Below are 24,596 nucleotides of genomic sequence, written 5' to 3'. Positions count from 1 at the left end.
TTTCCGCGGAAGGTGGCGTAGAGAGCGCCAGGCGGGAAATATAGGCAGTGCTGCGCCCGATTGCAAATACATGGGTCAGCCGGGCTTTTTCAGCAGCGTTTCGGGCCCCGTGGTCGAACGGATACTGTCTTTGGGAACTCGGCGTTTCTGGAACCGGACTTCGCCGCCCTCACTGTGTTTTTCCACCAGGTACAACAGGTCGTCGCTTTCGCCGACGATACAGGCAGTGACCACATCGAGGTTGCTGAGTTGGAGGATTGAAGGCTTGCAATCACGAATCTCTTCGTAGGCTCTCAGCTTGCCATGGTCCATCGACTGCGCGTACGCCAGCGACCAGATGATCCAGGCAAAAAATGCCAGAAGGCTGATCAGCAGTGTGCCGGATATCGGCGTTGGGGCTTTTCTGTAGCTCTTCTCCAGCCTGCGCAGCATTCGATAGCGACGTGTGTGGGTGCCCAGTTCCCGAGTGGGTAAAACACGGTCAGGGTTTTCGGTGAAGTACATCAGGCAAGCGAACACCAGGACCGCTGCGCAGACGATAAGCAAGGCAGCCAGTTTGACCAGAATGTCGTTTCCGCCGTACACCACGTAGTGATAAGTGTCGTAGCCGAGACGGTTGACGGGCACGCCGAGCGCGTTGTTATACGCCTCCAGATAGGCGTAGCCATTTGAGTAAAACAGCGCAAACAACAGCAGCATGATCGGCAGGCTTTGGCGCTTTATCAGTCGCCACAGCCACGCTGCGCTCAAACGGGAGGCGGGGGCATTGGATGCTTTCGGTTCGTCCATGAGGGCTCCTTTTATAGGAGCGCGAGTCTAGCGAGCAGGCTGTGCTTTGCCCAGGCCGCCTGCCGACAAGATGCATAGAAAGAGGCAGCCTTGCGCACAAGGCTACCGGGCGTTATTTGTCCTTGCGCGCATCCAGGGTCTTCTGATGCTCTGCCAGAAACGGCTGCTCCGCCGGATCAAAGCGGTCGATCCCGGCGGTAAAGCGATGCCAGTAGGGGTACAACGGCTGGCGACGCGTCACGGCTTCGATGCGTGAGGACTGTTCCTGGGTGAGCTTCAATTCAGTGGCGGCCAAGTTGTCGCGCAAGTGCGCTTCGGTGCGGGCGCCGACGATCAGCGAAGTGATCCCCGGTCGATCCTTGAGCCATGCCAGGCACGTGCGGGCGACCGAGACGCCGTGCTCATCACCGACGGCGGCAAGGGTTTCGATGATGTCGAGCGCACGCTCTTGGTCATGCACGTAGGGTTCTGGCCAACCGCTACCCTGACGGGTGTTGGCGGGCGGCTTGTGGCCACGACGGGTGGACCCGGTCAACAGGCCTTCGCCCATTGGGCCCCACACCAGTGTGCCCACCGACTGGTCCAGTGCCAGCGGCAGCAGTTCGTACTCGGCTTCGCGGGATTCTGGTGTGTAGTAGATCTGCTGGGTGATGGGTTTGAGCATGCCGTGCAGTTCGGCCTTGCCCAGGGTCTTCATCATTTGCCAGGCGGTGAAGTTGCTGGTGCCGAAGTAGCGGATTTTCCCCGAACCCACCAGCAGCCGCAGCGCTTCAAGGGTTTCCTCGATGGGGGTCATGCCGTCCCAGTTGTGCAGTTGGTAGAGGTCGATATGGTCGGTGCCCAAGCGTTTCAAACTGGCTTCGCACGCGCGAATCAGATGGTAGCGTGAAGAACCTGAGTTGTTGGGGTTGTCGTCCACCGGGCTGCGGCCCTTGGTGGCCAGCAGGATATCGTTGCGTTTGTCACCCAAGGCTTTGCCGACGACTTCTTCGGCCAGGCCGTGGGAGTAGAGGTCGGCGGTGTCGACCATGTTCACCCCCGCGTCGAACGCGATATCGAACATGCGTTTGGCCAGGGGCACATCCACCGATCCGCATTTCTCAAACTCGGCGCGACCGCCAAAGGGCACGGTGCCCAGGATGATTTCGGATACCAGCAGGCCGGAATGGCCCAGTTGTCGGTATTGCATGTTGCCTCCTCGGTAATGCTGAACCTAGAGTTCTGAGCCACACCGGCTGCGATAGTTTGAATTTTTTGAATGAAATCCCGGCGAGTGTGCCTCACCATTGCCTCATCCAGATTGAGAGGAACACCGCGTCCATGAGCGCACTGATCGAAACCCGCGCCCTCACGCGCATGGACGAGCGCCGCCACGTGGCCTTGCTCGAGCCCACCGATTTCACCTTGAATGCCGCCGACCGCGTGTCGATCACCGGCGCGTCCGGCTCCGGCAAAAGTGTGTTCCTGCGTGCACTGGCGCTTTTGGACGCGCCCAGTTCCGGGCAGATCCTGTGGAATGGCCAGCCGATCGGCAACGCGCAGATTCCCCACTACCGCTGCCACATCAGCTACCTGTCGCAACGCCCGGCACTGCTCGACGGCACGGTGGAAGACAACCTGCGTTTCCCTTTCAGCCTCAAGACCTCGCGCAAACGCCGCTTCGACCTTGCCACGGTGACCACGCTGCTGGGTCACGCTGGCAAGACCCCGGACTTTCTGGCCAAGCGCGCCGCCGACCTGTCGGGCGGTGAATCCCAAGTGGTTTCGTTGATCCGCACCCTGCAACTCAGTCCCGAAGTGCTGTTGCTCGACGAACCCACCGCCGCCCTCGATCCCACCTCATCCCGCGAAGTGGAAGCGCTGATCGACGCCTGGTTTGCGGCTGATCGCGCCCGGGCCTGTATCTGGGTCTCTCACGACCTGGACCAGGCCCGGCGCATGAGCAACATCCATTGGCAGATGAGCGCCGGTGTATTGAGTGGAGCGACCCAGCCATGAACTATCAGAATCTGACCGCACTGGACATGGGCATCGCCGCCTCGCTGATCCTGGTCAACGGCGCGCTCTCGCTGCTGCTGCGCCTGGGCCTGGAGCGCCAGTTGTTGTGGGCGGCGGTGCGCACGGTGGTGCAGCTGCTGGCCATCGGTTACCTGCTCGGCTGGGTGTTCGAGTTCGCCTATTGGTACGTGGTACTGCCGTTGATGTGCGCCATGACCCTGATCGCCGGCATCTCGGCGGCGGGGCGCGGGCGGCGGACGTACCGGGGGCAGCGCGTGGACAGCATCCTCTCGGTGTGGGGCAGTTCGTGGCTGGTGACGGCGGTGGGTTTGTTTGCGGTGATCCGCATCCACCCGTGGTACGAGCCGCAGTATGCGATCCCGATCCTCGGCATGATCCTGGGCAACACCCTGACCGGCGTGTCACTGGGGATCGAACGCATGACCCAGGAACTGACGTCGGGACGCAACACCATCGAAATGATCCTCGCCCTCGGCGGCTCGCGCTGGGAAGCCGCGCAGGACGCCATCCGCCAGGCTGTGCGCGCCGGGATGGTCCCGACGCTGAACCAGATGACCGTGGTGGGCATCGTCAGCCTGCCCGGCATGATGACCGGGCAAGTGCTGGCGGGGGAGAGCCCGGTGGATGCGGTGCGGTATCAGATCGTGATCATGTTTCTGATTGCCGCTTCGTCGGCGTTGGGCACCGTCGGGGCAGTGTTGCTGACTTACCGGCGGTTGTTTTCGGTGAACCATCGGTTTTTGCGGGACCGGCTTCAGGAACGCTGAGTGAGATTGTTTCACCGGACGAAATGCTGGATTGTAAATCCTGGTCATTCCAACAGCCGGGGCAGCGGCGGAACATGCGGGGCGTTGATACCCCACTTTATTGGAGCCTCTCATGATCAAACTCTACGGTTTCCCGTTGTCCGGCCACTCCCACCGCGTCGAACTGATGCTGTCGCTGCTCGACCTGCCTACGGATTATGTACTGGTGGACCTCAAGCAAGCCGCCCACAAAACGCCCGAATTCATTGCGGCCATCAACCCGTTCGGCCAGGTGCCAGCCATCGATGACAATGGTGTCGTGCTGGCGGACTCCAACGCGATCCTGATTTACCTGGCGAACACCTACGGCAAAGGCCAATGGCTGCCGATCGACCCGGTGGGCCAAGCCCGTGTGCAGCGCTGGCTGTCGACCGCTGCCGGCCAGCTGCATGCGGGGCCTGCCTCTGCACGACTGGCCACGGTGTTTGGTGCCGAAGTCGACACCGTCAACGCCATTACCCGTTCCCATGCGTTGCTGAAACTGGTGGAAGCGCAACTGAGCCAGAGCCGTTTCCTGGCCGGCGAGCAACCCACCATTGCCGATGTGGCGTTCTACACCTATACCGCTCACGCGCCGGAAGGCAATGTTTCGCTGGCCGACTACCCTCATGTACGCGCCTGGCTCGCCAGTATCGAGGCGTTGCCGGGGTTCGTGGGCATGCCGCGTACGGCGGTGGGGTTGCAGTCGCACTAATTTTCTAGAGGCGTACCGATGGACCGATTTCATGAAATGCAGGTGTTCCTGGCGGTGGCCGAGGAGGAGGGCTTCGCCGCTGCCGCGCGCCGCCTGAAAACCTCGCCACCCAGCGTGACACGTGCGATCGCCGCCATGGAGGAACGCATCGGCACCCAATTGCTGGCGCGCACCACCCGCAGCTTGCACCTCACCGAAGCCGGCCAGCGTTACCTCGAAGATTGCCGGCGCATCCTGGCCGAGCTCGATGAAGCCGAGGAAGCGGCGGCGGGCAGTTATTCCATCCCCTGCGGCCATTTGACGGTGACCGCGCCGGTGCTGTTTGGCGAGCTGTATGTGGCACCGGTGCTGGGGGAGTACCTGGACCGATTTCCCTTGGTGAACATCAACGCCTTGCTGGTCGATCGTGTGGTCAACATGACCGACGAAGGGGTGGACGTGGCGGTGCGTATCGGTCACTTGCATGAACCGGGGCAGCAGGCGATCAAGGTCGGCGAAGTGCGCCGGGTGGTCTGCGCAGCGCCGGCCTATCTCGAACAACACGGGCGGCCTACGCATCCGTCGCAGTTGCGTGAGGCCAAGATCGCCACGTCGTCGTCCAGCTCACTGGTGAGTGGCTGGGAATTCGTCGACGGCGGCCAACCCGTGACCGTCTCCATCGAACCGCGTCTGGTGGTCACGGCGAACAATGCGGCGATCAACCTGGCGCGCCAAGGCTGGGGCATGACGCGGGTGTTGTCCTATCAAATCGCCGCGGCGGTGGCGGCGGGTGAACTGGAGATTGTCCTCCAAGCCTATGAGTCGGCGCCGCTGCCGATCCAGGTAGTGTTCCAGAAAAATGGCCGGGTGCCGGCCAAGATCAACACCTTTGTCGATTTCCTCACCCATCGCCTGGGCCAGGACGCTGCCCTGAACCCGGCGATGAAACGGCGCAGCTGATGGAGCGTTATCGCGATATGCAGTTGTTCGCCGCGCTGGCTGGGCAGCCGAGCCTGGCCTCGGCGGCGCGTGACGCTCAGGTCTCGGGCCCGACCCTGGTACGCGCGATTGCCCGCCTGGAAGCACGTTTGCGCGTGCCGTTGCTGGCGCGCAGCACGCGCGGCGTGAGCCTCACCGACGCCGGCAACGCCTACCTGGCGGACTGCGTACGCCTGCTCGCTGCGGTGGACGCCGCCGAAGCCTCGGCCAAGGGGCTGCACGTGCAGGCCCAGGGCAACTTGCGGGTGTTTTTGCCCTTCCTGTTCAGTCGTTATGTGATGGCGCCGGTCCTGGCTGACTATTTGGACCGCTATCCCGAGGTGAACCTGGTCGTCAGCTACCACGACTATTATCCGAACCTGCATGAAGAAGGGCTCGACGTCGCCATCCTCGTCGGTGAACTACCCGATTCATCATTGATTGCCCGACCGCTGGGGCAGGTGCGGCCTATTCTCTGCGCCAGCCCCGACTATCTCGCCGCTCACGGCGAGCCCCGACACCCGGACGACCTCAAGCAGCACCGGCTGATCGCCAGCGCCCATCGGGTGCATTGGGATTTCCAGGGCTACCCACTCAAGGCCCGCGCCCGACTCGGCTGCGCCACAGTACAGGGCGCGATCAATGCGGCGGTGCAGGGTGCGGGGTTGATCCGCTGCCTGAGTTATCCGGTGCACGAACACCTGCAGAGTGGGCAACTGCGTCGCGTCTTGCCGGATTTTGAACCGCCGCCACTGCCTGTGCAGGTGGTGTACCGCGAAGGCCGCAATGCGCCAATGCGCGTGCGCAGTTTTGTCGACCACTGCGTCATGGCGCTGCGCGAACACCCGGCATTTCAGCTGGCGTAATGGTGGATTGCCTGGCGTGGTGATTCTCACACCGGCTTGCAGGGCGCAGCATCGACACATCCAACCTGAGGTGCTCGCCATGAACCTGATCGAACAATCTCCCTGGCATGCCGGCGAACGGCAGATACAAGAGGCGGTGGGCGTGGCCGACCGCATGGCGGTGGTCGGGCCGAAGGTGATCCGTGATCACCTGCCGGAACAGCACCGGGATTTCTACCCCTTGTTGCCTTACCTGATACTGGGTGCGGTGGACGAGCAGGGCCTCCCTTGGGCGACGATGATCGAAGGCGCGCCAGGCTTTGCCCACTCGCCGGACCCGCAGACCCTGCAGATCGACAGCCTGCCGTCCGCGACCGACCCGGCCCGCAACGCCCTGCGTGAGGGGGCCGCCATCGGCCTGCTGGGCATCGACCTCAACACCCGGCGCCGTAATCGCATGAACGGCCGTGTCGGCGCACTCGATCACGACGGCTTTTCGGTCGACGTGGTGCACACCTTCGGCAATTGCCCCAAGTACATCCAACTGCGCCCGGTCGACGGCATCGCGCGTAAACCCGGCACGGTGGTCGAACGCTTCAACGACCTGGACGCAGCCGCCCAAACCCTGATCCGCAACGCTGACACGCTGTTTGTCGCCAGCTACGTCGAGTTGGACGGCCAACGTTCGGTGGATGTTTCTCATCGAGGCGGCAACACGGGTTTTGTACGGGTCGAAGGCAACGTACTGACCATCCCAGACTTTGCCGGCAACCTGTTTTTCGCCACTTTGGGCAACCTGCAAGCCAACCCGTTGGCGGGGTTGTTGTTCATCGACTTTGAATCGGGGGACGTGCTGCAAGTGACGGGGCGCACCACGTTGATTCTGGACGGCCCGCAAGTGGCGCTGTTCGAGGGCGCCCAGCGACTGTGGACGGTGACGGTGGAACAGGTGGTGCGCCGCCCGGCGGCGTTGGCGTTGCGGTGGCAGTTCGCGGAGTTTTCGCCGTTCAGTCTGGCGATGGGGCGTTGGTAGCAGACGACGCCCAAATAGATGTGGGAGCTGGGCTCCCACAGGGAATTGCGTGTTGGATCAGGCCACCGGGCATTCCCGGTTTAGTGCCTCATCGACTAACAACTGTGCAATCTCGACCATCTGGACCACCGCCAGCACCTTTTTACGGCTTGGCCCATCAAGGTGTTCGGCGCAGTCATAGGCAAGGACAGCCGCTGAATCAAGCATCTCGCTGGCATTGCTCAAGGCGGCTTCGGTAGTGAGTCCGGGACGGACGGTGAAAATGACGTCGGGAGGAAGTTGCGGATTGTCATCCGAGGGGGATGGCGGGGGATTGGGGGTGACTTTTTTCATGGCGAAGCTCCTATGAATGAGCACCTCCATTTCGCTACCACACGAAGTAAGGAGGCGACTGTACACGGGGTGGTAGACCGGTCATAGAAACCCGGCAGGCCGAAGCCTCCCATGCACAGCCGCCACAAAGCAGCCCGCACAAAAAAACGCCCGTGAGCGTTTTGGGGTCTATGAAAGAACTGGGCTACCACACCCATTCGCTGAATTTGCAGCGACCCGCGAAGGTTAGCGGCGAGGTTCATCGGACGCAACCCGAAAGTTATGTAAGAACGGTCCGGTGGTTGCGGAGCCAGCAGGGGTTAAAATGTTGCCAGATATTGAATCACCGGGTTGCCTCCGTCCAATGGGTTAGCCTTGTTTTCCTACCGACAACAAGGAAGCGTCATGCAACGAAAGGTCATCAATCCCACGACGGTATTCAACTCCCTGCAATACGGCTTCAGCCAGGCCCTTGAAGTGCCACAGGGTCGGCGCATCATGCTGTCCGGCCAGGTGGGGGTAGATGCGGACGAGCGCACGGTCGGCCCAGGCATGGCCGAGCAGACTGCCACTGCGCTGGACAATATCCACAAGGTGCTGGCCGAAGTCGGCGGGGATCTGTCCCATGTGATCATGTTGCGGCTGTACATCGCCGAGTCCGCCCGCGACCAGCAGGAGCCTATCGCACAGGCGCTGCGCCAGCGCTTCCCGCACAACCCGCCGCCGTCCTCGTGGATTATCGTCAGCGGGTTGTCGTTGCCGGAGTGGTTGATCGAGATCGAGGCGGAGGCAGTGATAGCGCAGGCGTGAGTACAAGTCAGGTGGTGGGGCCGGTGGGGATTCGGTGCGAGCGGGCTTATTGTGGTGAGGGGGCTTGTTGTGGCAAGCCCGCTCGCCACAGAAAGCTCGTTCACCACAACAAACCCGCTCGCCACAGAAGTCATGGTCGTTACCCGCACCTTCAGTACCGAATCATCACCGACTTCAGCTCGGTGTAATCCTCGATAAAGGCACTGCCAAACTCCCGTCCCACCCCCGACGACCTGCTGCCGCCAAACGGCACCGCCGGGTCGAGCAGTGTGTGCATGTTCACCCAGACGGTGCCGGCCTGGATCGCCGGCACCATGCGCAGGGCCTTGCCCAGGTCGTTGGTCCACAGGCTGGCGCTGAGGCCGTAGGGGCCGTTGTTCATCAGGGCGAGCATTTCGTCTTCGCTGTCGTAGGGCAGGAAGGTGGCGATGGGGCCGAAGGTTTCTTCGTTGAGCAGGGTGTCGTTGATGCTGTTGGCCAGGATCACCGTGGGTTCGACGTAGCAGCCGGGACGGTCAATCAGGGTGCCACCGTGGATGATCGTATTGTTTTCGGCGCGGGCCTGGCTGAAGTAGCCGAGCAATTTGAGTTGGTGCTGGTGGTGGGTGACCGGGCCGAATTCGGTGCGTTCATCGAGTGGCGAGCCAATGTTGAGGCGGCCGAGGCGCTGGCTGAGTGTGTCCAGTACAGCGTCCATTTGCGAGCGGTGCACAAAGAAGCGCTCGGCCGCCGCGCAGATTTGTCCCGAGTGCAAAAAGCCCGCCTCGATGATGCCGTCCACCGCCTTGTCCACGTCCACATCGCGCAGGAAGCCCGCGGCATTCTTGCCGCCCAGTTCCAACGTCGCACGGGTGAGGCCGGCGCCCATGGCGCTGCGGCCGACGGCGATGCCCGTCGACACGGAGCCGGTGAAGGACACTTTGTGGGTGCCAGGGTGTTCCACCAGGCCTTTGCCGACATGTCCGCCGCCGGTGAGCACGTTAAGCACACCGGCTGGCAACCCGGCTTCGACGGCCAGTTCAGCGATGCGCAGAAGGGTCAGCGGCGTGAATTCGCTGGGCTTGATGATGATGCTGCAGCCGGTCACCAGCGCCGAGGCGAGTTTCCAGATGGCGATCATGGTGGAGAAATTCCACGGCACGATGCCCACCACCACGCCCACCGGTTCACGCAAGGTGAACGCGGTGTAACGCTCGCCGTTGAACGAGGGCAGTGACGGGCTGAGGGTCTGGCCGCTGAGCTTGGTCGCCCAGCCTGCGTAGTAACGCAGGAAATGCGCGGCCTGGTCGACTTCGAACGCGCGGGCAATCTGGATGATCTTGCCGGACTGGCAGGTCTCGATCTGCGCCAGTTCTTCGCGGTTGCGTTCCAGCAAGTCCGCGAGCTTGAGCAGTACGTTGCCGCGTGTCGCGGGTAACGCCTGGGACCACAACTGGAAGCCACGGTTGGCGGAGTCCACCGCTGCGTCAATATCCGTCAGGTCCGCATCGGCCACCTGGGCGATCACCTCGCCGGTGGCCGGGTTGGTCACGGCCAGGGTCTGGCTGGAATGGCTGCGCACGTTGACGCCGTCGATGAACAGCCCATGGGACCGACGCAGAAAGGCTTCGACTTGGGGCAGCAGCGGGATATCACTCATGGCAGGTTCCTGGCAGTTCACAAAGGAAAGCCCGAGGGTAACCAAGGCACCGGGTCATGGCTTGACTCTGCCTGCCAGGCTTTATGCCTATGGCTGCCGTGCCTATGAAAAGTACAACCTTGCCTGCGGAACGTGCATTTTCCACCTGCGCGCGCCCATCGATACTGGCCCTGCATCAGGCGTCGTTCCTCAACCCGGAGCGCCCGCCGGACTTCCAATAATAAGCAGGGCCGTCCATGAAAAAGCCAAACCCGCTCCTTGAAGACCTCAAGCCCCTCCTGCCCCTGATTGCCGCGAATGCCACGCGAGCCGAGCAGCAGCGCCAAGTGCCGGATGAAAACATCGCCTTGCTCAAAAGCATCGGCCTGCACCGCGCCTTTCAACCCAAGGCCTTTGGCGGGCTGGAACTTTCGCTGCCCGAGTTCGCCGACTGCATCGCCTTGCTTGCCGGCAGTTGCGCCAGCACCGCCTGGGCCATGAGCTTGTTGTGCACCCACAGCCACCAACTGGCGCTGTTTTCGGCGCAGTTGCAGCAGGAGATCTGGGGCGAAAACCCGCACGCCACCGCCAGCAGCAGTATTGCGCCGTTTGGCCGGGTGGTGGAGGGCGAGGGCGGTGTGCACTTCAGCGGTGAAATGGGCTGGAGCAGCGGCTGTGACCATGGCGATTGGGCGATTGTCGGCTGCCGTCGGCAGAACGCCGAAGGCGGCCAGGATTACTGCTTCGCCGTGCTGCCGCGCAGTGACTACCAGATCCGTGACGATTGGTTCGCCGCCGGCATGAAGGGCAGCGGCACCAAGACCCTGGTCATCGACAACGCCTGGGTGCCCGAACACCGGATCCAGAAAGCCAAGGACATGATGGAAGGCAAGTCCGCAGGTTTCGGCCTTTATCCCGACAGCCAGATTTTCTACGCGCCTTACCGCCCGTATTTTGCCAGCGGGTTTTCCACCGTCAGCCTCGGCGTGGCCGAGCGCATGCTGGAGGTGTTCCGCGAAAAAACCAAAAACCGCGTGCGTGCCTATACCGGTGCCGCCGTCGGCGCTGCGACGCCTGCGTTGATGCGCCTGGCCGAATCCACCCACCAGGTGGCCGCCGCCCGCGCATTCCTCGAAAAGACCTGGCAGGACCACGCGGAACACAGCGCCGCGCATCGCTACCCGAGCCGCGAAACCCTGGCGTTCTGGCGCACCAACCAGGCTTACGCGACGAAAATGTGCATCGACGCCGTGGACCGGCTGTTCGCAGCTGCTGGCGGCAATGCCTGGTTCGAACACAACGAAATGCAACGCCTGTTCCGTGATTCCCACATGACCGGTGCCCATGCCTACACCGACTACGACGTCTGCGCGCAGATCCTCGGCCGTGAGCTGATGGGCCTGGAGCCGGACCCGAGCATGGTGTAGCGCGTTCTTCCCCTCACAACAATCAGGGCGTCCATCCGATGGCGCCCGGGAGTCTTGCATGTCTGACAGCTGCCGTTTCGACCCACGGGCCTTTCGCCGTGCCCTGGGCAACTTTGCCACCGGCGTAACCGTGGTCACCGCCGCCACCGCGTCCGGGCGCAAGGTGGGCGTGACCGCCAACAGTTTCAACTCGGTGTCCCTCGACCCGCCGCTGGTGTTGTGGAGCATCGACAAACGCTCCAACAGCCATGAAGTGTTCGAAGAGGCCAGCCATTTTGCGGTGAATGTGCTGGCCGCTGACCAGGTGCATTTGTCCAACAACTTTGCGCGCCCCCGTGAAGACCGTTTCGCCCTGATCGAGTACGAACCGGGGGAGGGTGGCTCGCCGGTATTCGCCGATTGCTCGGCGCGGTTCCACTGCGAGAAATACCAGCAGGTGGACGGCGGCGACCACTGGATCATGATCGGCAAGGTGGTGGCCTTTGATGACTTCGGGCGTGCGCCACTGCTGTATCACCAGGGCGCTTATGCCGAGGTCCAGGCGCTGCGTCCGTGCGCGCCCGAGACGGTTCAGAACGGCACGGCGACCACCAACTGACTGTAGACGTTGGTGCCGTTGCCACCGACCTGGTTGCCGCCGGTCTCGGCATCCTTGTTGGGCTTGTAGAGGCCCAGCAGCGGCGTGATGATCAGGTGCTCGTTCACCGCCCACTCGGCGTACAGGTCCAGCTCGCGGCCATCCAGATTGAGTTGGCCACGGGTGCTGACCGTGTTGTAGTCGAAGAACAACGCGCCGAGGGTAAGGTTTTCCAGCGGTTTGACCTTGAAGCCCACGTGCTGCACTGAGGTGTTGGTGTTGTAGGGGCCCGAGTAGTTGCCGGCCACTTCACCCTGCACCCAGGTGCCGTAGCCCCGGTTGAAGCCTGCGAACATCCCGTCCCAGTTCTTTGAATAGCGCGCGTAGCGGTAGGTCAGGTCTGGCGACCAGGGCAGGTCGGCGAAGGTGTAGCCGGCTTCGGCGTAACCGGCGTTCTGCTGGCTGTCGCGGCGGTCCTGGCGGGCTAGTTCAAAGGCGAAGTGCGCGTTGTCGATACCGGCATTGCCGGCGCCGCGCAGGCTGTAGAGGTTCATGCCCTTGCGTTGGCGCTGCACGTCGCTGGCGAAGCGCTCGTCCACGTCGATGCCGTGAATGTAGGTGAGCCCGAGGGTGCCCGGCGCTGCGCTGTATTCCAGGGTGCCGGCGGCCATTTCGGTCATGGCCTGGGCGGGGTTGTCGGACTTGATCCACATCAGGCTGCCATGCACGCCGTCCTTGCCACCCAGGCGGATCACGGCGGTCTTGTCGAACGCATGACGCGCGGCGATGTAGTACGCGCCGCCACGGTTGAACTCCCCATCGCCCACGCCCTTGCCGAGGTTGGGGCCGTCATCATTGATCAGGAAACCGTCGCCCAGCATGATGATTTGGCGGCCGAACGACAGGTCCACGCCGTCCTTGCCCAAGGCCGGGAACAGATCGCCGGAGCGCCAGCCGGCAAAAGCTTCGTCAAACTTGGTGGTGCGTTCCTTGCCCGTGGTGACCCCGGATGCATCGCCATCGCCCCAGGTGCCGGAACTCACCAGGTTGGCCGTGCCATACACGCCGCCCAAGGCGCCGAAGCTCTGGTCCACGCTCAGGCCATATTTGATAAAGGCCTCACGCCAGGTGGAACCGCCGCTGCGCCCATCGTAGTTCTTCGGGCTGTTGAACATCCCGTACACGGCGAGGAAGTTGCCGGTGACCGTGGTGTCGGCATCGGCATACAACTCGATGGCCTGGGCCTGGCCCATCAGCAGCGCAATGCCCAGGCCGACCGCCTGGCGCAGGCGACGATTTTTCAGTGTGTGCTCCATTGTTATTGTCCCCATCTTGGTTAAGAGTGAGGGCGCATTAGGGCGAGCGCGGGGGGCGAAGTCTTTTCTCTGCGTGCCAGGGAATTGACCCAGGCCGCCACGCCCTACGCTGTGGCAGGGAGCAACAAAACCGGCGGCAGACAGGGGCAAGACGATCAACTCGAGTGGGGCGCAGAGTGCTGACACATTAAAAAAAACCGCTTTCGAGGACCCCATCATGTCGATCAACGACCGACTCACCGCGCACCTCAACCGAGGCACGGTAGGTTTCCCCACCGCCTTGGCCAGCACCATTGGCCTGATCATGGCCAGCCCGGTGATCCTCACCGCCACCATGGGCTTTGGCATCGGCGGCAGTGCGTTCGCCCTGGCGATGCTGATCGCCGTGGTGATGATGCTCGCCCAGGCCACCACCTTCGCCGAGGCCGCCTCGATCCTGCCCACCACCGGCTCGGTGTACGACTACATCAACTGCGGCATGGGACGGTTTTTCGCGATCACCGGCACCTTGTCGGCGTACCTGATCGTGCATGTGTTCGCCGGCACCGCCGAAACCATCCTGTCCGGGGTCATGGCCCTGGTGAACTTCGAACACCTCAACACCTTGGCCGAGTCGGCCGGCGGTTCGTGGTTGCTGGGCGTCGGCTTTGTGATCGTCTTTGGTGTGCTGAATGCGTTTGGCGTCAGCGCATTTGGCCGAGCGGAAATCATCCTCACCTTCGGCATGTGGACCACCTTGATGGTGTTCGGCGTGCTGGGCCTGATCGCCGCGCCCGCCGCGCAGCTGGACGGTTGGTTCGGTGAGTCGCTGGTGGGCACCGAGCTGATCACCGTGCTATCGCTGGTGGGCATGGCGATGTTCATGTTCGTCGGCTGCGAGTTCGTCACACCCCTGGCACCAGACCTGCGCCAATCGGCCAAGGTCATGCCGCGCGCCATGATGCTGGGGCTGATGGGCGTGGCCACGTGCATGTTCATCTACGGCGCGGCAATGAAACGCCAAGTCGAAAACGTGGTACTCGATGCCGCCTCCGGCGTGCACCTGCTGGACACGCCCATGGCCATCCCCAAATTCGCCGAGCAGGTGATGGGCCAAATCGGTCCGCTCTGGCTGGGCATCGGCTTCCTGTTTGCCGGCGCAGCTACCATCAACACCTTGATGGCCGGCGTGCCACGCATTCTCTACGGCATGGCGGTGGACGGCGCGTTGCCCAAAGTTTTCACCTACCTGCACCCACGCTTCAAGACGCCGCTGCTGTGCATCCTGGTGGCGATGCTGATTCCTTGCCTGCACGCGCTGTACCTGGGCGGCAACACCGACAACATCATGCACCTGGTGCTGGCGGCGGTGTGTGCGTGGAGCTTTGCCTACCTGCTGGTGACGATCTCGGTGGTGAGCCTGCGCATCCGTCGGCCGGACCTGCCACGGGCGTATCGCTCGCCGTGGTTCCCACTGCCACAGATCGTGTCGAGCATCGGCATCCTGCTCGGCATGTGGTTCATCACGCCGCCGGGCATGAACCCGGCGGACATCTACGTGCCGTTCGGTGTGATGTTGGGCGGCACCGCCGCGTACGCGCTGTTCTGGACCCTGGTGGTGCAAAAGGTCAACCCCTTCAAGCCAGCTTGCGTGGAGGACGTGTTGGCAAAGGAATTCAGTCATCAACCGGAGCTGGCCGATGAGCGTTATGGCGACTTTGCGGCAAAGACTGTTTGAACTGTTTCGCGCCGAGCGCGCGCCGGCAGGCTATCGACCGGGAGTGACCCTGGCGCACCTGCGGCGCAACCTCGGGTTGGCGACACTTGAAGTGGACGGCGTGGCGTTCGAGATAGTCGAGCGCACCGAGTCGCAGTTGTTGATGCACCTGGTGCTGACAGAGTTCGTACTGCGTGTACCCACCGCGACAGGAGGCACCGCGAGCTTCGAGGTGCACCATGGCGGCGCGATTCGACGCACTGGCATTCGTGTCAGGCGCCGTTCCGGAAACCAGACCCTGTGCCGTGAATTACAGGCGCGATTACTAGCGGACACCGCGCTGTTCCAGGCAATGATGCCACTGGATTTCAAGCGCCTGCGCATCGAACTGCAAGGTCAGCAATGGTGCGTGCGCCTGGAGCATATGGGCGGCAGTGAGGTGGTCAATCGTTTACCCGCCTTTCGACGCTACATCGCATTAAGCCCCGCGCAACGCAGTCATTTACTCGCGGCGCTGGCCGGATTGAATCGAGTGCTGTTGAACCTCTGATTGGCATCATTAGTGCTTCTGCAAAGGGCAAACAGGTTGTTGTTGCGCACATATAGATAACATGTTAACTATTGCGCCAGAACAACAAAAAGAATCCATTGCGGAGACACCCCATGAGCATCCCACAGCATGCCCACGACGGGCTGGACACCTGGACCCGCGACCTACGCGCCGCGTGCGGTTACTTCGACACCGAACTGGCATTCAACCGCTCACTGTTCATCGGCGAGATCAAAGACCTGCCACGCGGCGTCGCTCTCCTGCGCACCAATGCCGGGCTGATCAAACGCCCGGCGCACCACGCCGACCACGACAACGACCAGGATTGCTTCCTCGTCAGCCAACGCAGCGGTTACTCACAGATCGTGCAAAACGGCCAGACCCTGCAACTGGCCCCCGGCGAGATGCTGCTGATGGACTCGGTAGGCTCCATCGAAATCACCCCCTTCGGCCTCATCGAACACGCCTCGCTGTCCCTGTCACGCCCGCAAGTGTGCAAGCACCTGGGCGGCGACGCGCGCGCCTTCGGCAAGATCTCCTCGACCAAGGCCTGCGGACGCATGCTGCATGTGCTGATGGACCAACTCTGCAAGGACGACACCGAAGACGGCGCAGGTGAAGTGGAGGCGCTGCAAAGCGCTTTCGTGTCGCTGCTCGGCTCGGCGCTGGAGCAGGGCGACGAATGCCGCGAAGGCTTGGCACTGTTGCAGGGCAACAACCTGCGCAGCTATGTGCAGAAGGTCATCGATGAATCCCTGAGCCAGCCCGGCCTCAGCCCGATCGGCCTGGCCAATCGGCTGAACATCTCGGTACGCCACCTGTACCGTCTGTTTGAAGAGCAGGACGACAGCGTCTGCCGCTACATCCAGCGCGCTCGGCTCAAACGCAGTGCGGATGACTTGACCAACCCGTTCCTGCGCAGTGAGTCGATCACCTCGATTGCCTACAAGTGGGGTTTTACCGATTCGGCGCATTTCAGCCGGTCGTTCAAGAAGCAATTCGAGGTGTCGCCCAAGGATTTCCGGTCGAGCCGGATGCAGGCGGTGGGGGCGTAGGCGGGTCAGACTTCTGGCAGGGTGGACCCACCGTCCACCACCAGGGTCTGCCCGGTGATGTAGCTGGCGAGGTCGGAGGCGAGGAACAGCATGGCCCCGGCGATATCCGCCGCCTCGCCCAGGCGCCCAAGTGGCACGCGGCTGGCGATGCTGTCATTCAGCGTCGTATCACCCAGGTTACCCATCGCCGGTGTGGCGATCATGCCCGGTTCCACGCCATTGACCCGCACCTTCAACGGCGCCAGCTCCAGCGCCGCGTTGCGGATAAAACCGTTGACCCCGGCCTTGGACGCCGCGTAGTGACTGAGGCCCGGATAACCGACACGGTTGCCGGTCACCGAAGAGGTCACCAGCACGCAGCCTCGGCCTTGTTCGCGAAACGCCGGCAACGCAGCCTGGGTCAGCCAGAACAGCGCCGACAGGTTGACTGCCAACGTGCGATGCAGGATGTCCGGGGTGACGTCTTCAAAGGCCGTCAGCGGAAAATACCCGGCGTTGTGTACCAGGATATCCAGTTGTGGCAGCCCTTGAACGCACTCGAACACCGCCTGTGCTTCGGCCAGGTCGACGCCTGCTGCTTCAACCCGATAGCCCTGCGCGCACAACTCGGTCGCCACGGCCTGAGCCTGTTCCAACTGGCGATCAGCAATCACCACCTGCGCGCCACGCAGGGCAAACGCCTCGACGATGCCCCGGCCGATTCCCTGAGCGCCGCCGGTGACCAGCACCACTTGCCCGCTGAAATCCAGGTCACGCATGGGCATTCTCCAAGTGAGCGAACGCCAGGGTGGGTACATCGACAATGCTTGAACCGCCGTCTGCTACCAACGTCGCTCCGGTAATGATCGATGCATCACTGGAGGCCAGGAAGCGACACACCTTGGCGATCTCTTCGGCACTGGCCGCACGGCGCAGTGGCACGTCGGCGCAGACCCGGTCATAGGCTTGCTGCAAGGTGTCGCCATAGGCATCCATCAACGGCTGCATCTCCGCATCGGCCATGGGCGTGTGCACCCAGCCGGGGCACACCGCGTTCACTCGCACACCGTGCGGCCCATAGTCCCGCGCCAGCGAGCGATTGAGCCCGAGCAACGCATGTTTGGCCGTGGTGTAGCCGCACACCTCGGGCCCCGCCGCCAGGGAGGCGATGGAGCCGATCAGCACGATAGTCCCCGTGCTTTCCTGCAACAGTGGCAGGCAGGCGCGGGCGCTGTAGAACGCGCTGTCCAGGTTGCTGCGCAGGGCGCTTTCCCAGGTGGTTGGGCTGGTCTGGGTCGCGCTGCCCAGGCCATGCCCGCCGGCACAGGCCAGCAGCACATCAAGGCGTCCATAACGCTCGCGGATCTGTTGGATAAACCCTTCCCAAGTCTGCGGGCAGGCGGCATCGCCCACCAGGATCAGGCCGCCAGTGTCCTGCGCCACCTGTTCCAGTGGCTCACGCCGCCGGCCGATCAGCACCAGGCGTGCACCTTCCTGGGCATACAGGCGGGCACACGCGGCGCCGATGCCCGTACCGGCGCCGGTGATCACCACCGTGCGCGGCTCAGTCATCGGGATACTCCGTACGGTTGAGCACCTGGCAATACGAACTGATCGGGAAGTTCGACAGCGCATCGAAGGACGCGCCCGCATAACCGAATATCTTGCCGTCACTGCGGTGCTGCTGCAGGTCGATCAGCACCAGGCCGAGGGTAGGCACGATCTTCTCCTGCCACACGAACAGGTACAGCTGCTCGGCGATCTTGTAGTAATGGCAGCGGTCGGTGTCGCACAGGCCGTGCTCCACGCCCTTGAGGCACTGCCAGACGTAGAAGCGCTCGTTGAGGTAGATGTGTTCGTAGACTTCGCTGGGGCTGTAGCGGTATCGGTTGCGTAGGCCAACCAGTTCGTCGGTCGGTGCATGCAGGCAGAGGCCGGCCAGCCATGGGCGGTCGAGGCTGCCGTGGAGGAAGTCCACTTCGACCGAGGTCAGCGGTTTACCGGCGAGGGCGCGGTGATAAAGACCTTCGTGGGTTTCAGCCGGTTCAGGCAGGCGCCCGATCACTGCAGTGAATGAGGCATTCGGCGTGTCCAGCACCAGGCTGATCGACCAACTGTGCCCGGCCTCATGCTTGATGAAATCGACCAAATACAGGCCTGGACGGATCGAAGTGGCGCGGTACGCCGCACTGCCGCTGGAGTGGCCGTCGGCAGCGTGCCAGGCCAGGCGGTCCTGCTCGAAGCGGTGCTCGATCTGCCAGCCGTTGGCGAAGTGCAGGGTGAAGGTCTGGCCCGCCAATTCGGCGAGGTTGGGCAGGATGAACGCGTCCGGGGCGAAACCGTCGGCCAGCGCGCCGACGGTGATCCAGTCAGAAGAACTCGTCATGGCCACGTCTCCCTTACACAACGGCAAAGTAGTGTTTGACGAAGCTTTCGCTGAGCACTTCCCACAACACCGGCGTGCCCTTGGTCACGAACCAGCTATCACCGCTTTTGTAGCGCGTGGTTTGGCCGGTGGACTCGTCGGTGAGCAGCACTTCGCCGGTGACCACCGTGGCTTGTTCGGTGAACGGGTAGACCATGCGGAACTTGCCCTGGGTGGTGCCGAAATAGGCGCTGCTGACCGGGTCGGTGGGCGCGCCGAAGGTCATCTTGCCGAAGGCACGCACTTCGCCTTCGAGAATCTGCGAGCCGAGGTCGGCCACGGTGCCCCAGGGGTCGAGTTCCGACAGCTGGATGTTGTGTTTGAGCGTAGTGAGGGTCATGGCGGTTGCTCCTGATGAGGAAAAAAGGGGGTTAGCGGCGCCCGTTCCAATAACCGGAAAGTTGGTGCCAGGATTTGCCCGCTGTCAGCAGCAAGGGACGGATCGCGTCCTTGCCGAGGATGGTCGGGCGATGAATCGAACTGACCAGGTCATAGCGCGCCGAGCCTTCGCTCATGCCTTCGGCCAGGACCTTGCAGATAATGTGACTGGGGGTCACGCCGAAGCCGGAATAGCCCTGCACGAAAAACGCGTTGCTGCGCCCCGACAAGGTGCCGATCTGCGGGAACAGGTTGGGGCTGCACGCCATGGGACCGCCCCAGGCCAGGTCGATCTTCACGTCCTTGAGGTAGGGGAAGATCTTCAGCATGAGGTTGCGGTTCCACGCCTTGAGGTCGCCGGGAATATGCTCCACCAGCGGCGTAGCGGCGCCGAACAGCAGACGGTTCTCGTTGGTGACGCGGTAGTAGTCGATCACCGGGCGGATGTCGCTGTAGGCCCCGCGAATCGGGCTGATGCGCTGGATCAGCTCCTCGGACAATGGCTCGGTCATCATCTGGAACGCGTAGGTGTTGATGGTCGAACGGTGCAGCTCCGGCTCCAGCTTGTTGAGGAAACTGTCACAGGCCCACAGCAACTTGCTGGCGCGCACCGAACCGCGCCCGGTGCGCACGGTGATGCGCTCGCCGTAGCTGACCTCCAACGCCGGGCTGTTCTCGAAAATCCGCACGCCATGGCTGGCCAGTGCGGTGGCTTCGCCCAGCAACAGGTTCAGCGAATGCACGTGCCCGCCGCCCATGTGCAGCAGGGCGCTGCTGTAGGCTTTGGAACCAATGATCTGCTGCACGTCGGCGCCGCCGAGAAAGCGGATCTCGTGCTGGCTGTTGATCGACTTGAAGTCCTTTTCCCAGGCGCGCAGGGTTTTTTCCTGGCGGGCGTTGAAGCCCATGTAGCCGTAGCCGTGGCAGAAGTCCGCGTCGATGTTGTACTTGGCGATGCGGCTCTTGATGATGTCGGCGCCCAGGTCGCTGATCTCGAACACCTGGCGCAGGCCGTCTTCGCCGACGTCTTTCTTGATCTTCTCCAGGTCATGGCCGATGCCCGCCATGATCTGCCCGCCATTGCGGCCGGTGCCACCGAAGCCCAGGTAACGCGCTTCAAGCACGACGATATTGGTGATGCCTTTTTCCGCCAGTTCCAGGGCCGTGTTGATGCCGGAGAAACCGCCGCCGATCACCACCACATCGGCGTCGATGTCCTGTTCCAGGGTCGGGAAGCTGAGGTTGTATTTCTTGGTAGCGGTGTAATATGTGGGGGTTTCGATGTTGATCATGGCGCAGCCTGAAAAGGTGAAGGAAGGCTCTAAAGCGGATGCCTCCATTAGGGGCCCTGGCGGGGTGGAAGTCTTGATCCTGCGTGCCCAGGCTTTTGATTCTGCGCGCCATGGGCGGTGCGCTAGACAAGTTATAGCGCGCTCGCCGGCCGGGAATGCTAGAGTTTCGTTAAATTATTAACTAAATACTTCGTGACCCTGATCCTATGCTCAAACCTCGCCAGTCCCTGACTTTGACCCTGCTGCAAGCCCGCGAAGCCGCGATGAGTTTTTTCCGTCCGTCCTTGAACGAACACGGCCTGACCGAACAGCAATGGCGGATCATCCGCATCCTTGAACAGTACGGTGAGCTGGAGATCTACCAGTTGGCGGAACTGGCCTGCATCCTCAAGCCGAGCATGACCGGCGTGCTGGTACGCATGGAAACCGCCGGCATGGTGCACCGGCGCAAAGCCGAGCAGGACCAGCGCCGGGTGCTGGTGACATTGGCCGACAAGGGCAAGGCGAGTTTCGAGTCCATGAGCCAATGCATGGAGGCCAACTACCAGCGTTTGCAGGATCAGTTGGGCGAGGAGAAGTTGCAGACCCTGTTGGGTCTGCTGGATGACTTGAAGAACATCAACCTCAAGCGTTGAGCGGCTTCAATACACGCCGACGCCATGGGGTGGCGCCGGCGCGCCTTTGAATGTCCCGGCCAGCGCCTGCAACCCGCGCATCAACACCGTGGTGTCCACACCGACTGCGACAAACGTCGCGCCCAACTCGATGTAGCGCCGCGCCAGGTTTTCATCCGCACTGAGTATGCCCGCCGCCTTGCCCGACTGCACGATGCGCCCGATGGCGTGCTCAATCGCCGCCTGCACCTCGGGATGCCCAGGATTGCCGCGATGCCCCATCGACGCACTCAAATCCGCCGGGCCGATGAACACGCCGTCTACGCCCTCGACGGCGGCAATCTCATCCAGGTTCGCCAGGCCCTCAAGGTTTTCGATCTGCACCAGCAGGCACATCTGTTCATCCGCCAGATCGAGGTAGCCAGGGATGCTGTTCCAACGTGAAGCCCGCGCCAGTGCACTGCCCACACCCCGGATCCCTTGGGGTGGATAACGCATCGCACGCACCAGTTCGCGGGCCTGGGCGGCGCTTTCGACCATGGGCACCAGCAGGGTCTGGGCGCCGATGTCCAGTAGTTGCTTGATCAACGCACTGTCGCCGATCACCGGGCGAATCAGCGCCTGGCTGGGGTAGGGCGCCACGGCCTGCAACTGGGCGAGCATGCCGCGCAGGTGGTTGGGCGCGTGTTCGCCGTCGATCAGCAGCCAGTCGAAACCGGCGTTGGCGGCCAGTTCCGCGCAATAGGCGTCGGCCAGGCCGAGCCACAGGCCAATCTGTACGTCGCCGTTGCGCAGGCGTTGTTTGAAGCGGTTGATGGGCATGTCCATGACAATCCTCCAGGGTTCAGACAAAGCGGCAGGCAATCGAGCCGAGCAGGTCGTAGTCGACGTGGAAGGTGTCGCCAGGGCGGGCCGCGACCGGGCGCGTAAACGAGCCACCGAGGATGATTTGCCCCGGCAGCAGGGTCACGTCATAGGGCGCCAGTTTGTTTGCCAGCCAGGCCACGCCCTTGGCCGGGTGGTTGAGCACGGCGGCGGAAACGCCGGATTCCTCGATCACGCCATTGCGGTACAGCACCGCCGGCACTTTGCGCAGGTCGATCTCGGTGGGGCGCACGGCACGGCCACCCAGCACCACGCCGGCATTCGCCGCGTTGTCGGAGATGGTGTCGAAGACCTTGCGCGTCGCGTGGGTGTGCGGGTCGACCTGCTGGATGCGCGCGTCGATGATTTCCAGCGCGGGGATCACCCATTCGGTGGCGTCGAGCACATCGAACACCGTGCAGTTCGGGCCCTTGAGGGGTTTGCCGAGGATAAACGCCAGCTCCACTTCCACCCGCGGCACGATGAAACGTTCGAAGGGAATGTCGCTGCCTTCGTCGAAGAACATGTCATCGAGCAGGGCGCCGTAGTCCGGTTCGGTGATGTTTGACGAGACCTGCATGGCCCGCGAGGTGAGGCCGATCTTGTGGCCCTTCAGCGTACGGCCGTCCTGGATTTTTTGCGCAACCCAGGCGCGCTGGATGGCGTAGGCGTCCTCAAGGGTGATGCCGGGGTAGTCGAGGGAAAACTGGCGCACCTGTTCGCGGCTGCGTTCGGCGCGGTCCAGGTGGGCAGCGGCCGCAAGAATTTGCTGGGAGTCGAGCATGGCAACGGTCCTTAACGGGGATTGACGATGGCAGCGTGGGTGCGCAGCACCAGCAGGCCGCCGAGGGCGATAAATACAGCGAGTACGTACAGCGCCAGGCTGGCGCTCTGGGTGGCGTCGCGCATCCAGCCGATCAGGTAGGGCGCGAGGAACGCGGCGACGCTACCGAACGAGCTGATCATGGCGATGCCGGCCGCCTGGGTGGTGTTGGAGAGAAACGCTGGCGGCAGTTGCCAGAACATTGGCAAGGCCGCGCTGGCGCCCATGCCAGCGACGACCAACCCGACCATCACCAGCAATGGATTTCCCGGCGCCAGGCCGGCCACGGCGATGCCGACGGCGGCCATCAGCAGCGGCACGCACAGGTGCCAGCGACGTTCGCGGTGGCGGTCGGACGAACGCCCGCGGCCGATCATGAAGAAACACCCGGCCAGGTACGGCACGGCACTGAGCAGGCCGACCTGGCTGTCGCGGCCGATACCGGCGCCGTGGATCAGCGTGGGCATCCAGAACGCCAGGGTGTTCACCGCCAGCATCACCGCGAAATACACCGCCACCAGCAACCACACCTGCGGGTCGCGCAGGATGCCGCCGAACGAGGTGATGGTCTTGCGCTGTTCTTCGCTGCGCAGTTGGGTGTGCAACTGAAGTTTTTGCTCGGCCGTCAACCAGTGCACCGAGTCGAAACCGTCCGGCAACCACTTGAGCACCACCAGCCCGAGCAGCACCACCGGCAGGCCTTCGATCAGGAACATCCACTGCCAGCCGCGCAGGCCGCCTACATCATGGAAATGTTCAAGGATCGCCCCGGACAACGGCCCGCCCAGCACGCCGGCCATGGGCACCGCAATGGCAAACAACGCCGTGACCTGGGCGCGGCGGCGTGCCGGGTACCAGCGGTTGAGAAACACCAGGATGCCTGGGAAAAAACCGGCCTCGGCCACCCCCAGCAGAAAGCGCAGCACATAGAAACCCCGGGCGCTCTCCACCCACAGCATGCCGGTGGACAGCAATCCCCACACCACCATCAGGCTGGCGATCCAGCGCCGGGGGCCGACGCGGTCCAGCGCCAGGTTGCTCGGCACGCCAAACAGCGCATAGGCGATAAAGAACAACCCGGCGCCGAAGCCGTACACCGTGTCGCTGAAGTGCAGGTCGCTGCTCATCTGCATCTTGGCGAAGCCGATGTTGATGCGGTCCAGGTGGGCGAACAGATAACACACCAGCAACAGAGGCATCAGGCGCCAGGTCACTGAACGATGGGTACGGTCGTGCTCGGCCAGCACACGGCTGGCAGTCGATTGGGCTGTGCTCATGATGTTGTACTTTTTGTCTGAGAGGCCGTGAGGGGAGCGACGGGATCTACCGCGTCGGGTTATTCAGGAACGCATGCACGTTGTTCTGCGTGAAATTCAGCTGTGGATGCAGCTCGACCATCTCGAACGACAGCGCCAACAAGCGTTGCGCCTGCAGCTCGGCGAAGTGCGTGGTGATCACCGCAAACAACGCCTCGGCCACTGCCTGGCGCGTGTCCAGGTCGCGACCGTGGCCGACCTTGAGGGTCATGTGCACAAAGGCGTAGTCGTGCTTGCCATCGGCCATGCGCCAGGTGTCCAGGCGCACGCCACGGCTGCGGATACCGCCGAGGGGGAACACGCCACTGTCTCCCAGCACGCGGTGGACCTGTTCAAACAGGCCGGGCAGGTCGGCCTGTTGTTCGATGTTGTCGGTGTACTCGGCGATAAAGTGCGGCATG

26 protein-coding genes and 1 pseudogene are annotated in these 24,596 nt (G+C 62.8%); 13 read left to right on the top strand and 14 right to left on the bottom strand.

Going from position 1 to position 24,596, the window contains the following annotated elements; translation table 11 throughout:
- Positions 1-75: 75 nt before the first annotated feature.
- Together ACP7EW_RS02585 and ACP7EW_RS02580 are read right to left on the bottom strand one after the other, a co-directional pair.
- Positions 76-789, bottom strand: coding sequence for a hypothetical protein (locus tag ACP7EW_RS02585; protein WP_426215090.1), 714 nt, complete (start codon positions 787-789; stop codon positions 76-78).
- Positions 790-901: 112 nt separating this feature from the next.
- A complete protein-coding gene (locus ACP7EW_RS02580) occupies positions 902-1,978 on the bottom strand; it encodes an aldo/keto reductase (RefSeq protein WP_061449022.1) in 1,077 nt (358 codons plus the stop codon).
- 131 nt (positions 1,979-2,109) lie between these two features.
- Here ACP7EW_RS02580 and ACP7EW_RS02575 point away from each other — a divergent pair, with 131 nt between their 5' ends.
- From ACP7EW_RS02575 to ACP7EW_RS02550, 6 genes are all read left to right on the top strand, one after another.
- Positions 2,110-2,787, top strand: a complete 678-nt coding sequence (locus tag ACP7EW_RS02575) for an ABC transporter ATP-binding protein (protein ID WP_426215088.1) — start codon at positions 2,110-2,112, stop codon at positions 2,785-2,787.
- Positions 2,784-3,575 (top strand): ABC transporter permease, encoded by a 792-nt coding sequence (locus ACP7EW_RS02570; RefSeq protein ID WP_426215086.1) that lies wholly within the window; start codon positions 2,784-2,786, stop codon positions 3,573-3,575. The genes ACP7EW_RS02575 and ACP7EW_RS02570 overlap by 4 nt, the downstream gene beginning before the upstream one ends.
- A 112-nt stretch (positions 3,576-3,687) precedes the next feature.
- A complete protein-coding gene (locus tag ACP7EW_RS02565) occupies positions 3,688-4,308 on the top strand; it encodes a glutathione S-transferase family protein (protein WP_426215084.1) in 621 nt (206 codons plus the stop codon).
- Between the two features lie 18 nt (positions 4,309-4,326).
- The gene (locus tag ACP7EW_RS02560; RefSeq protein WP_177112750.1) at positions 4,327-5,247 is read left to right on the top strand and encodes a LysR family transcriptional regulator; all 921 of its coding nucleotides are present in this window, start codon (positions 4,327-4,329) and stop codon (positions 5,245-5,247) included.
- On the top strand, positions 5,247-6,131 hold the full coding sequence (locus tag ACP7EW_RS02555; RefSeq protein WP_426215082.1) for a LysR family transcriptional regulator: 885 nt from the start codon (positions 5,247-5,249) through the stop codon (positions 6,129-6,131). Before ACP7EW_RS02560 ends, ACP7EW_RS02555 begins: the two co-directional genes overlap by 1 nt.
- A gap of 79 nt (positions 6,132-6,210) precedes the next feature.
- Positions 6,211-7,143 (top strand): pyridoxamine 5'-phosphate oxidase family protein, encoded by a 933-nt coding sequence (locus ACP7EW_RS02550; protein ID WP_426215080.1) that lies wholly within the window; start codon positions 6,211-6,213, stop codon positions 7,141-7,143.
- 57 nt (positions 7,144-7,200) lie between these two features.
- Here the strand turns inward: ACP7EW_RS02550 and ACP7EW_RS02545 are convergent, their stop codons facing one another.
- Positions 7,201-7,476 (bottom strand): DUF6124 family protein, encoded by a 276-nt coding sequence (locus ACP7EW_RS02545; protein WP_426215078.1) that lies wholly within the window; start codon positions 7,474-7,476, stop codon positions 7,201-7,203.
- Positions 7,477-7,860: 384 nt separating this feature from the next.
- Here ACP7EW_RS02545 and ACP7EW_RS02540 point away from each other — a divergent pair, with 384 nt between their 5' ends.
- Entirely contained in the window at positions 7,861-8,265 is a 405-nt protein-coding gene (locus tag ACP7EW_RS02540; RefSeq protein WP_426215076.1) for a RidA family protein, read from the top strand.
- Between the two features lie 151 nt (positions 8,266-8,416).
- On the opposite strand, the gene ACP7EW_RS02535 is transcribed toward ACP7EW_RS02540, so the two are convergent.
- Positions 8,417-9,904 carry an aldehyde dehydrogenase family protein gene (locus tag ACP7EW_RS02535; protein ID WP_426215074.1) on the bottom strand — a complete coding sequence of 496 codons (1,488 nt, stop codon included), beginning with the start codon at positions 9,902-9,904 and terminating at the stop codon, positions 8,417-8,419.
- Positions 9,905-10,140: 236 nt separating this feature from the next.
- On the opposite strand from ACP7EW_RS02535, the gene ACP7EW_RS02530 reads away from it, so the two are divergent.
- Together ACP7EW_RS02530 and ACP7EW_RS02525 are read left to right on the top strand one after the other, a co-directional pair.
- Positions 10,141-11,310, top strand: coding sequence for a p-hydroxyphenylacetate 3-hydroxylase oxygenase component (locus ACP7EW_RS02530; protein ID WP_269131272.1), 1,170 nt, complete (start codon positions 10,141-10,143; stop codon positions 11,308-11,310).
- A 58-nt stretch (positions 11,311-11,368) separates the two neighbouring features.
- A pseudogene (locus ACP7EW_RS02525) lies at positions 11,369-11,848 on the top strand (flavin reductase family protein); the annotation flags it as partial.
- A 32-nt stretch (positions 11,849-11,880) separates the two neighbouring features.
- Here the strand turns inward: ACP7EW_RS02525 and ACP7EW_RS02520 are convergent.
- Entirely contained in the window at positions 11,881-13,203 is a 1,323-nt protein-coding gene (locus ACP7EW_RS02520; protein ID WP_426215072.1) for a hypothetical protein, read from the bottom strand.
- A 217-nt stretch (positions 13,204-13,420) separates the two neighbouring features.
- Here ACP7EW_RS02520 and ACP7EW_RS02515 point away from each other — a divergent pair, with 217 nt between their 5' ends.
- From ACP7EW_RS02515 to feaR, 3 genes are all read left to right on the top strand, one after another.
- Positions 13,421-14,920: an APC family permease gene (locus tag ACP7EW_RS02515; protein WP_426215070.1), complete on the top strand. Its 1,500-nt coding sequence runs from the start codon at positions 13,421-13,423 to the stop codon at positions 14,918-14,920.
- Positions 14,883-15,449, top strand: a complete 567-nt coding sequence (locus ACP7EW_RS02510; RefSeq protein ID WP_426215068.1) for a DUF3156 family protein — start codon at positions 14,883-14,885, stop codon at positions 15,447-15,449. The genes ACP7EW_RS02515 and ACP7EW_RS02510 overlap by 38 nt, the downstream gene beginning before the upstream one ends.
- A 113-nt stretch (positions 15,450-15,562) precedes the next feature.
- On the top strand, positions 15,563-16,504 hold the full coding sequence (gene feaR / locus ACP7EW_RS02505) for a transcriptional regulator FeaR (protein ID WP_177112959.1): 942 nt from the start codon (positions 15,563-15,565) through the stop codon (positions 16,502-16,504).
- Positions 16,505-16,509: 5 nt separating this feature from the next.
- On the opposite strand, the gene ACP7EW_RS02500 is transcribed toward feaR, so the two are convergent.
- The 5 genes from ACP7EW_RS02500 to ACP7EW_RS02480 are packed head-to-tail and all read right to left on the bottom strand — an operon-like array spanning position 16,510 to position 20,578.
- Positions 16,510-17,262 (bottom strand): SDR family oxidoreductase, encoded by a 753-nt coding sequence (locus tag ACP7EW_RS02500; protein ID WP_426215066.1) that lies wholly within the window; start codon positions 17,260-17,262, stop codon positions 16,510-16,512.
- Complete coding sequence (locus tag ACP7EW_RS02495; RefSeq protein ID WP_426215064.1) at positions 17,255-18,055, bottom strand: SDR family NAD(P)-dependent oxidoreductase; 801 nt, start codon at positions 18,053-18,055, stop codon at positions 17,255-17,257. Before ACP7EW_RS02495 ends, ACP7EW_RS02500 begins: the two co-directional genes overlap by 8 nt.
- On the bottom strand, positions 18,048-18,869 hold the full coding sequence (locus ACP7EW_RS02490; protein ID WP_426215062.1) for a molybdenum cofactor biosynthesis F family protein: 822 nt from the start codon (positions 18,867-18,869) through the stop codon (positions 18,048-18,050). The genes ACP7EW_RS02495 and ACP7EW_RS02490 overlap by 8 nt, the downstream gene beginning before the upstream one ends.
- A 13-nt stretch (positions 18,870-18,882) precedes the next feature.
- Positions 18,883-19,248 carry a cupin domain-containing protein gene (locus ACP7EW_RS02485; protein ID WP_061449004.1) on the bottom strand — a complete coding sequence of 122 codons (366 nt, stop codon included), beginning with the start codon at positions 19,246-19,248 and terminating at the stop codon, positions 18,883-18,885.
- Between the two features lie 31 nt (positions 19,249-19,279).
- Positions 19,280-20,578, bottom strand: coding sequence for an NAD(P)/FAD-dependent oxidoreductase (locus ACP7EW_RS02480; protein ID WP_426215060.1), 1,299 nt, complete (start codon positions 20,576-20,578; stop codon positions 19,280-19,282).
- 206 nt (positions 20,579-20,784) lie between these two features.
- Between ACP7EW_RS02480 and hpaR the strand changes: the two genes are divergently transcribed.
- Entirely contained in the window at positions 20,785-21,213 is a 429-nt protein-coding gene (hpaR, locus tag ACP7EW_RS02475; protein ID WP_061449003.1) for a homoprotocatechuate degradation operon regulator HpaR, read from the top strand.
- A 6-nt stretch (positions 21,214-21,219) separates the two neighbouring features.
- Here hpaR and hpaI read toward each other — a convergent pair whose 3' ends face one another.
- From hpaI to ACP7EW_RS02455, 4 genes are read right to left on the bottom strand one after another with little or no spacing between them, the layout of a single operon-like run.
- Entirely contained in the window at positions 21,220-22,020 is an 801-nt protein-coding gene (gene hpaI, locus ACP7EW_RS02470; RefSeq protein ID WP_426215058.1) for a 4-hydroxy-2-oxoheptanedioate aldolase, read from the bottom strand.
- Positions 22,021-22,036: 16 nt separating this feature from the next.
- Positions 22,037-22,840: a 2-oxo-hept-4-ene-1,7-dioate hydratase gene (hpaH, locus tag ACP7EW_RS02465; protein ID WP_269131261.1), complete on the bottom strand. Its 804-nt coding sequence runs from the start codon at positions 22,838-22,840 to the stop codon at positions 22,037-22,039.
- A gap of 11 nt (positions 22,841-22,851) precedes the next feature.
- Complete coding sequence (locus ACP7EW_RS02460) at positions 22,852-24,156, bottom strand: MFS transporter (protein ID WP_426215056.1); 1,305 nt, start codon at positions 24,154-24,156, stop codon at positions 22,852-22,854.
- A gap of 46 nt (positions 24,157-24,202) precedes the next feature.
- Positions 24,203-24,595 carry a 5-carboxymethyl-2-hydroxymuconate isomerase gene (locus ACP7EW_RS02455; RefSeq protein WP_426215054.1) on the bottom strand — a complete coding sequence of 131 codons (393 nt, stop codon included), beginning with the start codon at positions 24,593-24,595 and terminating at the stop codon, positions 24,203-24,205.
- Position 24,596: the final 1 nt, after the last annotated feature.

The sequence above is a fragment of the Pseudomonas sp. DWRC2-2 genome, assembly GCF_049897885.1.
In the GTDB taxonomy this organism is placed as follows: domain Bacteria; phylum Pseudomonadota; class Gammaproteobacteria; order Pseudomonadales; family Pseudomonadaceae; genus Aquipseudomonas; species Aquipseudomonas azotoformans_A.
The sequence above is the reverse complement of the archived record's forward strand: the minus strand, read 5'-3'. Positions and strand labels throughout refer to the sequence as shown.